This is a genomic window from Peribacillus sp. NPDC096622 (assembly GCF_044762665.1).
In the GTDB taxonomy this organism is placed as follows: Bacteria; Bacillota; Bacilli; order Bacillales; family DSM-1321; genus Peribacillus; species Peribacillus frigoritolerans_B.
The window spans coordinates 1-13,149 of sequence record NZ_JBIWES010000038.1; the positions used below are offsets into that span (position 1 = coordinate 1).

The 13,149-nt window shown below is 40.9% G+C and carries 13 protein-coding genes, 1 tRNA gene, 1 rRNA gene, 1 other RNA gene and 1 other annotated feature; of the genes, 12 read left to right on the forward strand and 4 right to left on the reverse strand.

Annotated elements, in window-relative coordinates; translation table 11 throughout:
* Window positions 1-138: 138 nt before the first annotated feature.
* Entirely contained in the window at window positions 139-1,104 is a 966-nt protein-coding gene (locus ACIQYG_RS26095; protein ID WP_402844301.1) for a YaaC family protein, read from the reverse strand.
* A 111-nt stretch (window positions 1,105-1,215) separates the two neighbouring features.
* On the opposite strand from ACIQYG_RS26095, the gene guaB reads away from it, so the two are divergent.
* From guaB to ACIQYG_RS26115, 4 genes are all read left to right on the forward strand, one after another.
* Window positions 1,216-2,679, forward strand: coding sequence for an IMP dehydrogenase (gene guaB, locus ACIQYG_RS26100; protein WP_402844304.1), 1,464 nt, complete (start codon window positions 1,216-1,218; stop codon window positions 2,677-2,679).
* 173 nt (window positions 2,680-2,852) lie between these two features.
* The gene (locus tag ACIQYG_RS26105) at window positions 2,853-4,172 is read left to right on the forward strand and encodes a D-alanyl-D-alanine carboxypeptidase family protein (protein WP_402844307.1); all 1,320 of its coding nucleotides are present in this window, start codon (window positions 2,853-2,855) and stop codon (window positions 4,170-4,172) included.
* Between the two features lie 69 nt (window positions 4,173-4,241).
* Window positions 4,242-4,466: a binding site (T-box leader), on the forward strand.
* A 63-nt stretch (window positions 4,467-4,529) separates the two neighbouring features.
* Window positions 4,530-5,807, forward strand: a complete 1,278-nt coding sequence (serS, locus tag ACIQYG_RS26110) for a serine--tRNA ligase (RefSeq protein ID WP_402844310.1) — start codon at window positions 4,530-4,532, stop codon at window positions 5,805-5,807.
* Window positions 5,808-5,939: 132 nt separating this feature from the next.
* Window positions 5,940-6,032 (forward strand) — tRNA-Ser (locus ACIQYG_RS26115).
* 121 nt (window positions 6,033-6,153) lie between these two features.
* On the opposite strand, the gene ACIQYG_RS26120 is transcribed toward ACIQYG_RS26115, so the two are convergent.
* The 3 genes from ACIQYG_RS26120 to ACIQYG_RS26130 all read right to left on the reverse strand — a co-directional run bounded on the left by ACIQYG_RS26120 (window position 6,154) and on the right by ACIQYG_RS26130 (window position 8,189).
* Window positions 6,154-6,825 (reverse strand): deoxynucleoside kinase, encoded by a 672-nt coding sequence (locus tag ACIQYG_RS26120; RefSeq protein ID WP_402844313.1) that lies wholly within the window; start codon window positions 6,823-6,825, stop codon window positions 6,154-6,156.
* Window positions 6,803-7,462, reverse strand: a complete 660-nt coding sequence (locus ACIQYG_RS26125; RefSeq protein WP_402844316.1) for a deoxynucleoside kinase — start codon at window positions 7,460-7,462, stop codon at window positions 6,803-6,805. Before ACIQYG_RS26125 ends, ACIQYG_RS26120 begins: the two co-directional genes overlap by 23 nt.
* Before the next feature lie 181 nt (window positions 7,463-7,643).
* A complete protein-coding gene (locus ACIQYG_RS26130) occupies window positions 7,644-8,189 on the reverse strand; it encodes a cysteine hydrolase family protein (protein ID WP_402844318.1) in 546 nt (181 codons plus the stop codon).
* 140 nt (window positions 8,190-8,329) lie between these two features.
* Here ACIQYG_RS26130 and tadA point away from each other — a divergent pair, with 140 nt between their 5' ends.
* The 8 genes from tadA to ACIQYG_RS26170 form a co-directional block, all read left to right on the forward strand.
* Window positions 8,330-8,836 carry a tRNA adenosine(34) deaminase TadA gene (tadA, locus tag ACIQYG_RS26135; RefSeq protein WP_402844321.1) on the forward strand — a complete coding sequence of 169 codons (507 nt, stop codon included), beginning with the start codon at window positions 8,330-8,332 and terminating at the stop codon, window positions 8,834-8,836.
* 147 nt (window positions 8,837-8,983) lie between these two features.
* Window positions 8,984-9,248, forward strand: an RNA gene (ffs, locus tag ACIQYG_RS26140) — signal recognition particle sRNA large type.
* Window positions 9,249-9,430: 182 nt separating this feature from the next.
* Window positions 9,431-11,119 (forward strand): DNA polymerase III subunit gamma/tau, encoded by a 1,689-nt coding sequence (dnaX, locus tag ACIQYG_RS26145; protein ID WP_402844324.1) that lies wholly within the window; start codon window positions 9,431-9,433, stop codon window positions 11,117-11,119.
* 21 nt (window positions 11,120-11,140) lie between these two features.
* Entirely contained in the window at window positions 11,141-11,458 is a 318-nt protein-coding gene (locus tag ACIQYG_RS26150; RefSeq protein WP_076373267.1) for a YbaB/EbfC family nucleoid-associated protein, read from the forward strand.
* 60 nt (window positions 11,459-11,518) lie between these two features.
* Entirely contained in the window at window positions 11,519-12,115 is a 597-nt protein-coding gene (gene recR / locus ACIQYG_RS26155) for a recombination mediator RecR (protein ID WP_402844327.1), read from the forward strand.
* A gap of 21 nt (window positions 12,116-12,136) precedes the next feature.
* The gene (locus ACIQYG_RS26160; RefSeq protein WP_063236519.1) at window positions 12,137-12,355 is read left to right on the forward strand and encodes a YaaL family protein; all 219 of its coding nucleotides are present in this window, start codon (window positions 12,137-12,139) and stop codon (window positions 12,353-12,355) included.
* Window positions 12,356-12,459: 104 nt separating this feature from the next.
* Entirely contained in the window at window positions 12,460-12,729 is a 270-nt protein-coding gene (locus ACIQYG_RS26165; protein ID WP_370694145.1) for a pro-sigmaK processing inhibitor BofA family protein, read from the forward strand.
* A 344-nt stretch (window positions 12,730-13,073) separates the two neighbouring features.
* A 16S ribosomal RNA gene (locus ACIQYG_RS26170) occupies window positions 13,074-13,149 on the forward strand; the annotation flags it as partial.

Below are 13,149 nucleotides of genomic sequence, written 5' to 3' on the forward strand. Positions count from 1 at the left end.
CTTCAGCGCCGATGGTAGTTGGGGGTTTCCCCCTGTGAGAGTAGGACGCCGCCAAGCCATTTAAAAAGATCAGCCATCCGGCTGGTCTTTTTTTGTCGTTTCAGGATAGATCAATTCACCAATAGGTTGTAGGAAGGGTCAGAAATGGAACCTTTCCGACTTAATCCATTCAAATATTAAAAATGGCACCTTAGCTTGGCTTATTTTAAGGAATTGTACAATGCAAGGGTAATCGTCATTAGGCATGGTTTTCATCAGCTCTGCCCACCATTCTGTTTCATAACGAGCTATTATGCTAAGGTTATAAGAAATCAAATAATGGATCAAAAGTTCAGGTAATGAAAAAGCTGACGAATCCTTATTTAGAGATAGCATGAACTGTCCTTCTTCCAAATTATACCGTATTGGAGAAGCGGCATTATGAATAGGAACACCATCTGTTTTTAAATGCAGTGTTCCAGGAGCTTCTGAAATACTGTAAATTTGATTCGTTTTAGCTTTCAAAAATTCTTCCAATCGACTGCTGGACATTTGATAGCTATCCAATATGGTTGAGGGTAATTGAAAACCATTCGAAGAGGGTAACAGGGCGACGAAATTTTTCTTGGAAACGGACCATGTAAAGTTTTGCATATCTGGGATTTCCTTCATAAGTGTACCCATGGAGAATTTTTCACCTTCCAGATGCTTGATATGAAATAATTTCTCGGCTATGCAGGTGAAAAGTCCATTCTTTTGCGTTTTCACTTCATCCTTTAAAAATTCATATTGTTGCTTTTTCTTTTTTCTCGTAGTTACCCCATGGGCAAGCATCGAAGTTGATTCCGGATAGTTAGGATCAATTGTGAGCAGACAAGCCTTTAATAATTGGGCGAATCCGTAAAATGTCAGGATTGGTTGAATGGAAAGTGGTGCAATGGCTGCCTGATTATAATAAGTTTTAGCATGTTCAAGATGGTAAATAAATGGATAACAATTATCATAACTTTTGATGTCCGCTTCTGCTATTTTTTCTTGTGCGTAACATTTTTGTAAAAAAAGTTGTGAGGAAGATGCGGAAAAAAAAGGTGTATATTTATCGAAATTATCATTGTTTTCAGGCATTGCAGCTATCCTCCGAATTAATAGAATAATCAAACATTTATTTCTCTTCTTGACAGTAGTATGTCCTATTGATAACCTACAAATAATATTTTTAAGCAGGAGGGGAAAATAATGTGGGAAAATAAATTTGCAAAAGAAGGTTTAACCTTTGATGATGTCCTATTAATTCCAGCGAAATCAGAGGTTTTGCCGAAAGATGTTAACCTTCAAGTCAGCTTAGCTGAAAACTTAAAGCTCAACCTTCCTATCATCAGTGCAGGAATGGATACCGTGACAGAAGCTGAGATGGCGATTGCCATGGCTCGTCAAGGTGGATTAGGTATCATTCATAAAAATATGTCCATTGAAGCACAAGCTGAACTGGTGGATAAAGTAAAACGTTCAGAAAGCGGTGTAATTACCGATCCGTTTTTCTTGACGCCAGATCACCAGGTATTCGATGCAGAGCATTTAATGGGTAAATATCGCATTTCGGGTGTTCCTGTAGTCAACAATATTGAGGATCAAAAACTTGTGGGTATCATTACAAATCGTGATTTGCGATTTATTTCCGATTTTTCCTTGAAGATTTCCAGTGTCATGACAGTAGAGAATCTGGTCACAGCGCCAGTAGGAACTAACTTGGAACAAGCAGAGAAGATTCTTCAAAAGTACAAAATTGAAAAGCTTCCTCTTGTAGACGATAATGGAGTTCTTAAAGGACTTATTACGATCAAAGATATCGAGAAAGTCATTGAGTTCCCGAATTCGGCGAAAGATAAGCAAGGGAGATTGCTTGCAGGTGCCGCAGTCGGAGTGACTAAGGATACAATGAAACGTGTAGAAATGCTTGTTAAGTCCCATGTCGATGCAATTGTACTTGATACTGCTCATGGTCATTCAGAAGGTGTCCTTGAAATGGTGAAGGAAATTCGCGGGACATATCCTGAATTGACGATCATTGCCGGTAATGTGGCAACAGCTGAAGGTACGAAAGCATTGATTGAAGCGGGAGCTGATGTAGTGAAAGTGGGAATCGGACCAGGGTCAATCTGTACGACAAGGGTTGTGGCTGGTGTAGGTGTTCCACAAATCACGGCTGTCTTCGATTGTGCGACAGAAGCTAGAAAACATGGTAAAACGATTATCGCTGATGGCGGAATTAAATACTCTGGTGATATCGTTAAAGCCCTGGCTGCAGGCGGACATGCAGTAATGCTTGGAAGTATGCTTGCAGGTGTAACTGAAAGCCCAGGCGAAACGGAAATTTTCCAAGGCCGCCGTTTTAAAGTGTATCGGGGTATGGGCTCTGTTGCTGCAATGGAAAAAGGATCTAAAGATCGTTACTTCCAGGAAGATAACAAGAAATTCGTACCGGAAGGCATCGAAGGGCGCCTTCCATACAAAGGACCTCTTTCGGATACCATTTTCCAACTGATAGGCGGCATTCGTTCAGGTATGGGATATTGCGGTACAGCCACATTGGAAGAGTTGAGAGAAAACTCTCAATTTGTCAAAATGACAGGTGCCGGATTAAGGGAGAGCCATCCTCATGATGTCCAAATTACAAAAGAAGCACCGAACTATTCAATGTAATGAATTTAACATATAATCGTCATTAAAATTTATTATTAAAATAGACAGAGTCTGCGATTACTCTGTCTATTTTTTTTATTTTTTCTGTGATAAACTAGACAAGGTGTCAAGGGAATTACATAAAGTTTCTTCTTTGTTATAGAGATTAGCTTAAAAGTTGGAGGTATTGGAAATTGAAAAAAATCAGCAAGATGACCCTCATTTTCACTTTTGTTTTTGTTCTTGTTATGTCGCAATTTGCCTATCAACCGGGGGAAGCTGTTGCTGAATCTGATAATTTAGGTTTAAAAGCAGAGGCAGCCATCATAATCGATGGTGAAACAGGACAAATCGTGTATGAAAAAAATGCCGATAAAGTATTAGGGATTGCATCCATGTCTAAAATGATGACCGAGTACATCATAATGGAGTCAATTGAAAATGGGAAAATCAGTTGGGATCAAAAAGTAAAAATAAATAAATACGTACATGACCTTTCAAAAGCACCCAATTTGTCGAATGTTGGGTTAACAGAAGGTGAAGATTATACAGTTAAGGAACTATATCAAGCCATGGCCGTCTATTCCGGAAATGCGGCTACAGTAGCTTTAGCACAACTAGTTTCTGGAAGTGAAAAGAGCTTTGTTAAGTTAATGAACGAAAAAGCAAAGGAATTAGGCTTGAAAAACCATAAGTTCGTTAACGCCAGCGGTTTGAATAACACCGATTTATTAGGGCAGTATCCTTCAGGTGATGAAGATGATGAAAATATCATGACAGCAAAAGATACTGCACTACTTGCTTATCGTTTAATAAATGATTATCCGGAAGTTTTAAAAATCGCCAGCATTTCTAAATTGAAGTTCCGTGATGGAAAAGAATATCCGAACTTCAACTGGATGCTGCCTGGCCTGATTTTTGAATATAAAGGCGTAGATGGACTAAAAACGGGATCTACAGACTTTGCCGGTTATGGCCATACAGGGACGGTTATCCAGGACGGTCAGCGCTATATCACGGTGGTCATGAAGTCCACTAATAAAAACGAACGTTTTGCAGATAGCACTAAGCTTATGAACTATGCTTATGCAACCTTTAAAAAGGAAAAAGTCCTTCCAGCCAACTACCAGGTGAAAGGAAAAGAAACACTGTCAGTAGTGAAAGGCAAGGAAAAAGAAGTCAAGATTCAATCTGAAAAGGCAATCGAGCTACTTGTTGAAAATGGTGGGAAAGATAACTATAAAACAGATTTAGTGATCGATAAAAACAAATTGAATGATGATGGTAAGCTGACTGCACCAATCAAAAAAGGTGAAAAGCTCGGTTACATCACAGTCACTCCTAAAAAAGGAGAAGATTACGGGTACATCAACGGCGATCCGGTTAAGGTTAACGTCGTGGCTGCTGAATCTGTTGAAAAGGCAAACTGGTTCGTATTATCCATGCGGGCGGTTGGCGGATTCTTTGGTGACGTATGGAGCAGTGTAGCTTCGACTGTTAAAGGCTGGTTTTAAGTTTCGCGTATAAAACGGTTGCGTAATGTACAAAATTATAGTACATTATGGAAAATAATCTGATTATATAAGAAAGCAATGACAGGAAATAGTAACAAGTATTTCTTTCTATAGAGAGCCGATGGCTGGTGGAAATCGGTGTTAGAGTTTTGTGAATCCCTCCTGGAGCAGAGTATGGAAAGCCCTTTGGGTCAGTAAATACTTTCGGTTAAAAGCCGTTATCGTGATAAGTGGTGGGCGTTTTTCATAGGCCTTCAACTAGGGTGGCAACGCGGGTTAACTCTCGTCCCTTCTTCAGGGGACGGGAGTTTTTTGCGTTCTTTGATAAATCATCAAAATATTAAGGAGGAACTGAAAATGTTGGATTTGAAATATGTAAGAAATAATTTTGAAGAAGTGAAGCGTGTATTGCAATTTAGAGGTGAAGATTTAACCGATTTAGGTAAATTTGAGGAACTGGATGTAAAGCGCCGGACTTTGATTGCTGATACGGAAAAGTTGAAAAGCCAAAGAAATGAAGTTTCACAGCAAGTGGCCGCATTGAAACGGGAGAAAAAAGATGCAGATCAGTTGATTGCTGAAATGCGTGAAGTTGGTGACCGTATAAAAGGTCTCGATGATGAGCTTCGTGAAGTGGAAGCCCGGTTAGAATCATTACTTCTTTCCATTCCGAATATTCCGCATGAAAGTGTGCCAGTTGGTGAGACGGAAGACGATAATGTCGAAATCCGTAAATGGGGGGAGTTACCGGAATTCAAGTTTGAACCGAAACCACACTGGGATGTAGCTGGAGATCTAGGCATCCTGGATTTTGAACGGGCAGCAAAAGTGACCGGAAGCCGCTTTGTATTTTATAGGGGGCTTGGTGCTCGATTAGAGCGTGCATTAATTAGCTTTATGTTAGACCTTCATGTTGAGGAACACGGATATGAAGAAATGCTGCCACCATATATGGTGAACCGTGCAAGCATGACTGGGACAGGTCAATTGCCTAAATTCGAAGAGGATGCTTTCCGTATTGAAAGTGATGATTACTTCTTGATTCCTACAGCTGAAGTCCCGGTGACAAACTTCCATCGTGATGAAATCATGAGCGCGGACGATCTGCCGATAAGTTATGCGGCATACAGCGCTTCATTCCGTTCAGAGGCAGGATCTGCTGGTCGTGATACCCGCGGATTGATTCGTCAGCACCAGTTCAATAAAGTTGAACTAGTGAAGTTCGTGAAGCCGGAAGATTCTTATGCAGAGTTGGAAAACCTTACAGGTCATGCCGAAAAGGTCCTTCAATTGCTAGGCCTTCCATACCGAGTGCTAAGCATGTGTACGGGAGATCTTGGTTTCACTGCTGCTAAAAAGTATGATATCGAGGTTTGGATCCCGAGTTATGGAACGTACCGCGAAATTTCTTCTTGCAGTAACTTTGAAGCATTCCAGGCAAGACGGGCCAATATTCGCTTCAGACGTGATGCAAAAGGCAAACCGGAACACGTCCATACTCTAAATGGATCAGGTTTGGCAATCGGCCGTACAGTCGCTGCCCTTTTGGAAAATTACCAGCAGGAAGATGGCAGTGTTATCATTCCTGAAGTATTACGTCCATATATGCGCGGTGCGGAAGTCATTAAGCCGTAAGTCAAAAGGAATCAGCTTCTGATTAAAGAAGCTGATTCCCCTTTTTATCAAAGTTTGAAAATTATTTTAAAAAAACTTTATAGAGGGCTTGACTTTGATTTTAATTACATGTAATATAATAAATGTTGATACGGAGGTATACCCAAGTCCGGCTGAAGGGATCGGTCTTGAAAACCGACAGGGGAGTCAAATCCCGCGGGGGTTCGAATCCCTCTACCTCCTCCATAACTTATTAATAACCACAGCGCATAAATTGGATATCGATGAATTCCGTTACATACATGTAACGGAATTTTTGTTTTCTAATATATTAAAAAACCACCGGATAACCGGTGGTTTTTCTGTTTTACACATTTCGCAGCAACTTGGTTTGCTCCATATATTCGGCAATCCGTTTTATAAGGGGTTCGATGCTTGCTTCATCCTGCATAAGGTCGTATTCGTTTATATTTAATCGAAGGACAGGGCAGGCGTTGAATTGATCAATCCATTGTTCGTAACGGCCGTGCATTTCCTGCCAATATTCAATTGGGGTATGCTGTTCCATTGGACGGCCGCGCTCTTGGATCCGGTTGAGGATATCATCCAGCGAACCTTCGAGATAGATAAGTAAATCAGGGTGCGGGAAGTATGGTGTCATTACCATGGCGTTGAAAAGGCTTGTATAAGTTTCGTAGTCCACATCATTCATCGTGCCTTTTTCATAATGCATTTTTGCAAATATCCCGGTGTCTTCATAAATGGAACGGTCTTGGATAAAACCGCCGCCATATTCGAAGATTTTTTTTTGCTCTTTAAAACGTTCAGCGAGGAAATAGATTTGCAGGTGGAAACTCCAACGATTAAAATCATCGTAAAACTTATCCAGGTAGGGGTTCGTATCAACCTTCTCAAATGATGTCCTGAATTGAAGGGCATCGGCTAATGCATTGGTCATGGTCGATTTTCCTACGCCAACCGTCCCTGCTATCGTAATGACGGCGTTGTTTGGAATATTATATTTCTTTCGTAAGTTCATTTGACTTTACTCCTTTGTGCAGGGCATTCTCTATTTGGCTGATTATCGTTTTCAAATCATCCTTGTTCCCGACAAAATCCAGCTCATCTCCGTTGAATGTAAGAACAGGGATGTCAGGGTGCTGTTTCTCAAATGTTTCCATGAACGTTCGATAATCCGCGGATAACTGATCCAAATAAATGGAGGATATATTTTCTTCGAATTCACGACCTCTTTTACCGATTCGGGAGAGAAGGGTATCAAGACTTGCGTTTAAATAAATCACCATATTAGGTTTAGGCATATCCCTTGTTAAAATATTGAATATCTCAAGGTATTTATTGTATTGTTCGTTCTTTAACGTACGTTCAGCAAATATCAAGTTCTTGAATATATGATAATCAGCCACCACGGCTTGGTTATTAGTAAGATACTTTTTTTCGATATCTTCCAATTGTTTATAACGGTTACATAGAAAAAACATTTCTGTTTGAAAGCTCCACTCATCAATATCTTTATAGAATTTCCCGAGAAATGGATTTTCATCGACAATTTCCCTTAATAGTGAAATTTGAAAATGATCTGCGATAACTTTTGCAAGTGATGTTTTTCCCACGCCGATTGGACCTTCGACAGTGATAAATGGGGTGGATTTCATCCAATCTGTCCTCCTTCGTGAGGTATCAAGCTGAAATTCCCGTTCATTAGGAATTTCGCCAAGAGATATTGTATCACAGACTTGGGACTTTAGTGACATTTTTGTCAGGTTGATAAAGAAAGAGAATGAAAGAGTGGTTATTGGGGAGGGATGTAGGTTAGTGACTTTTTCAATTGATTGATTAAATATCTTCACCTTGTTTTATGGATGCCTTGAGAACATGGTTCATCATTTTTAATGCGTAATGATTATCTTCCTTTGATGCAGAAGCGATGCAATCCTTCGGAATCCATAATTTATATTCCCGCATATAGGCATCATTGGCCGTGAATAGGACGCAGATGTTGCCAGCTATGCCTGTAATGATCAGGGTATCCACGTTTAATCGTTTAAGTAGTGTATTGAGTGCCGTCCCATAAAAAGCGGAGTGCTTCGGCTTGATGAGAAAGAAATCGTCCTGTTGAGGTTTTATTCTTTCGATGATTGAGGCATTTCCTTCATTTTTACATCTATCAATAATTTTATCGAAGTCAGCCTGCCATAAATCATAATGATCGTTGATATAAATGATTGGAAAACCTTTTTCTTTCATTTGCCTTTTTAATTTTAAAATCGGTTCGACGATAAGTTTCGAATGTTCAAGAAGCATATTCCCGTATTTGAAATCAAAATCATTGATCATATCAATGATAAGCAATGCAAAAGAAGGCGATTCAGGTCGATTCATGGTATATCCTCCTGTATTGTGAGAATTTACTTGCAGCACATATGCCGCATGCGTTACTATTCATTAGAACAAGTAGTATGACCTTTATTTTTGTCTTATATTTGTCTGTTTACTCCTACTTAATATGAGGGGGTTTTTTTATGAAGGATGATGTTTATTACATGAATTTAGCCTTAAAGGAAGCAAAGAAGGCGCAGATGTTGAATGAAGTGCCGATTGGCGCTTTGATCGTAATAGATGATCAAGTAATTTCGACGGGGCATAACCTGAGGGAAACGGAACAAAATGCGACGGCACATGCGGAGCTGCTTGCAATCAATGAGGCTTGCCGTGCTACTGGCAGTTGGCGTCTTGAAGATGCGACTTTATATGTAACGCTGGAACCTTGCCCGATGTGTGCTGGTGCCATCTTGCAATCAAGGGTAAAAAGGGTTGTTTTTGGAGCGCATGATCCAAAGGCAGGCTGTGCAGGCACATTCATGAATTTACTTCGAGATGAACGCTTTAACCATCAATGTGATGTTACAAGCGGTATATTAGGGGAAGAGTGCGGCTGGATATTGACTTCTTTTTTTAAAGAGCTTAGGGATAGAAAGAAAACTTTAAAAAGAGAACAAGCACTCAAGAGTGCCGAAGAATATAAATAGGTTAAAAACGAATGTTGAAGATGAGGCTTTGCATCATTTGATAAATTTGGAATCAAACTGTCCATGAACAACACTTGCGTTTTTTTTGTTACCTTAGTATAATGAATTATGCGTCGACATGACGCTTTGAAATTGGTATTACTTTTGCCGTGCTAGACGGGGAGGTAGCGGTGCCCTGTACTCGCAATCCGCTCTAGCGAGGTTGAATCCCTTCTCGAGGTTAGCATTCTGTAGGGCCTGCCTTAAGTAAGTGGTGTTGACGCCCGGGTCCTGCGCAATGGGACTCCATGAACCATGTCAGGTCCGGAAGGAAGCAGCATTAAGTGGAAGTTCTCATGTGCCGCAGGGTTGCCTGGGTCGAGCTAACTGCTTAAGTAACGCTTATGGTTGCTAATCGACAGAAGGTGCACGGCAGTTATTTTACATAAACAAAAACTCATTCGTATCGGGTGGGTTTTTTTTTATGCCAAGAAGGTAAAGCGCTTGGTATTTTTGAAAAAAATGAGGCAGTGATGAAATTTCTTTTTAGCCTTTGATATTAAGGAAATCAGTAATGTATAATAAACAAGATGGAGAAAAGAAGGAGGGATTTCCGTGGGGTATCAAGCATTATACCGGGTATGGCGGCCACAACAATTCATTGATGTAGTCGGGCAGGAACATGTAACGAAAACGTTGCAGAATGCTTTGGTCGGGCAGAAGGTTTCACATGCCTATTTATTTTCCGGTCCACGTGGAACAGGGAAAACAAGTGCTGCCAAAATTCTAGCGAAAGCAGTGAATTGTGAGCATGCCCCGACAAGTGAGCCGTGTAACGAATGTGCTACCTGCCGCGGAATCACCGATGGCTCCATATCAGATGTTATAGAAATTGATGCAGCATCCAATAATGGTGTCGAGGAAATCCGTGACATTCGTGATAAGGTCAAATATGCACCTAACGCGGTTACATATAAAGTTTATATCATTGATGAAGTGCATATGCTTTCACAAGGAGCTTTCAATGCGCTTTTAAAGACATTGGAAGAACCTCCGAAGCACGTGATTTTCATATTGGCGACGACTGAACCTCATAAGATTCCACTAACGATCATTTCCCGTTGCCAAAGGTTCGATTTTAAACGGATCCAGCCTCAAGATATAGTTGGCAGGATGTCACAAATCATTGCAGAAACAGGTGTTTCATGTGATGAACAAGCCCTGCATATCATTGCGAGGGCAGCCGAAGGCGGGATGCGGGATGCACTAAGCCTCCTTGATCAAGCGATATCCTTCAGTTCGGAGACGGTTTCAGTGGAGGATGCATTGACTGTCACCGGATCTGTTTCGCAGGCGTTTTTAAGCCGGCTGGCAAAAGCTATATATGATAAAGAAGTGGCGGTGGCACTTGAAGTCCTTGAAGAATTGCTGGCCATGGGAAAAGACCCGGCTAGGTTCATAGAAGACATGATTTATTATTTCCGTGACATGCTTTTGTTTCAAACGGCACCGGCACTGGCAGAATCCTTCGAGCGTGTTTTGATAGATCCCCAATTCAAGGAATTGGCAGAAGTAATCTCTTCTGAATCGATTTACTCCATTATTGAAAGCTTCAATCAAACACAGCAGGATATGAAATGGACAAATCATCCAAGGATTTTCCTTGAAGTGGCACTTGTGAAGTTATGTAATGAGCAAAAGTCAAATCAAATTGATAACGGGCAGCTTCAACAGCTGCAGCAGAAAATAGAAGATTTAGAGAAGAAATTACTCGAAATGCAGAAAAACGGCATTCCGGCAGCCATGACAGAAAAACCTGCAGAGCAGGCTAAGGCGCAAAGGGCCGTTAAAAAGTCATATAAAGCACCTGCAGGAAAGATCAATCAAGTTTTGAAACAAGCTACAAAGCCAGATCTTAATGCTGTGAAAAGTAAGTGGGGGGAAGTGCTTGAACAGTTAGGTCTGCAAAACCAAAAGTCATTGGCAGCTTTATTAACGGAGGCAGAACCTGTTGCTGCGTCAACTGAAGCTTTTGTGGTAAAATTCAAATATGATATTCATTGTCAAATGGCAATGGAAAATAACCGTTTCGTGGAAGTGATAGCCTCGATCATGCAGCAATTGACCGGACACCGAATGGAGATAGCCGGAGTTCCGGAAAGCCAGTGGCAAGGGTTGCGGGAGGATTTCATCTCAACACAGCAGTTCGACGGTCCAGAAGAAACGGAATCAAAAGAAGAAGACCCCTTTATAGCAGAGGCTAGAAAATTAGTCGGCGATGATTTACTTGAAATTAAAGAATAATTGGAGGTAAGGAAAATGGGTATGCGCGGCGGTAATATGCAGAACATGATGAAACAAATGCAAAAAATGCAAAAGAAGATGGCAGAGGCACAAGAAGAATTAGGTGAAAAAAAGGTTGAAGGGACTGCCGGCGGCGGAATGGTAACGGTCATCGTGACTGGACATAAAGAAATAGTCGATGTAGTCATCAAACCGGAAGTTGTCGATCCGGATGATATCGATATGCTTCAGGATTTAGTGTTGGCTGCCACTAACGATGCTTTGAAAAAGGCGGAAGAACTGACAAACCAAACGATGGGACAATTCACTAAGGGAATGAACCTTCCGGGTATGTTTTAAGCAAGTTCAAAAGAAACTTCCTTTCAGGGGGTTTCTTTTGAAATTTTTAGGAGGAATTCGATGCATTATCCAGAACCAATTTCCAAGCTTATTGACAGTTTTATGAAATTGCCGGGGATTGGTCCTAAAACGGCTGCTCGATTAGCCTTTCATGTACTAAGCATGAAGGAAGATACTGTTTTGGATTTTGCAAAAGCACTTGTTAATGCTAAGCGGAATCTTATGTATTGCTCAGTCTGTGGTCATATTACAGATCAAGATCCCTGTTATATTTGCGAAGATCAAAAGAGGGACAGAAGTTTGATTTGTGTGGTTCAGGACCCGAAAGATGTAATAGCTATGGAAAAGATGAGAGAGTTCGATGGTTTATACCATGTACTGCATGGCAGTATTTCCCCGATGGACGGAATCGGTCCGGAAGATATAAATATTCCCGATTTATTAAAGCGCCTGCAAGATGAAACAGTGCTGGAGGTAATTTTGGCTACTAATCCTAACATTGAAGGTGAAGCGACAGCCATGTATATTTCGCGGTTGCTTAGACCATCAGGCATCAAAGTGACCCGAATTGCCCACGGACTTCCTGTTGGCGGAGATTTGGAGTATGCGGATGAAGTGACGCTATCAAAAGCAATAGAAGGAAGAAGAGAAATATAAGATAGCTGGGAGGACTTCCACTTGTTCTTTCGTAAAAAAAAGAAACTTCGGAATGAATTCAATGATTCATTAATTGAAGAGCTTGAACATTTGAAATGGAATTGGCATAATCAAAAATCATTACTTGAAAAAAGCGTTGACCCATCTGAGGAAGTAATCGCCCAAACGAGACTGGCGGAAGTGAAATATTTCTACTTGTTCAGGGAAGTTAAAAGAAGGAATGTCCGCTTAAAAAGATGATAAGGAAATGGCCGTGAAGGATTGTGTGTTCCTCATGGCCATTTTTTTCGGTTCTTAATCCAACGATCCCTTCATATAAGTGTAGTACAAGCTTGCGGGGAGGAATGAGTTTGGAACCAGTTGTCTTTGTTGCCGTAGTTGGCGGCCTGATTTTAATGCTCCTCATTATCGGGGCGCCATTAAGACCTGTCCGGTTCATAGGGCAGGGCATTATAAAGGTCATTATCGGTGCAGCATTTTTGTTCTTTTTGAATACACTTGGGAATCAAGCGGGCATTCATGTACCCATCAACCCTGTTACCTCGGCAGTCGCCGGCCTGCTTGGGATACCGGGGGTTGCCGCTTTGGCGGCCATTGGTTATTGGATCATTTAAAGGATATTACGTCGAAGTCATTCTTATGAAAACCTCATGGATATCTCCTTGGGGTTTTTATCATGTTATAGTTTTTTCAAAAAAAACTAATTAAACCATTGACGATAACTCATCAACCTGATAATATATTAGGAGTCGCCAATAACGACATCACACATTGCCCAACCGAAAAACATTATGAAAATAATTGTTGACATTAGGTTCGGTAAATGATAAGATAATAAAGTCGCTTACGAAGTAAGGACGAAAAAATCGCTCTTTGAAAACTGAACAAAACAAAGCGCCAACGTTAAATTTTAAGTGAGCACACACTATCAAAAAAGCGAATGAGCAAGTCAAACATTTCTTCGGAGAGTTTGATCCTGGCTCAGGACGAACGCTGGCGGCGTGCCTAATACATGCAAGTCGAGCGAATCGACG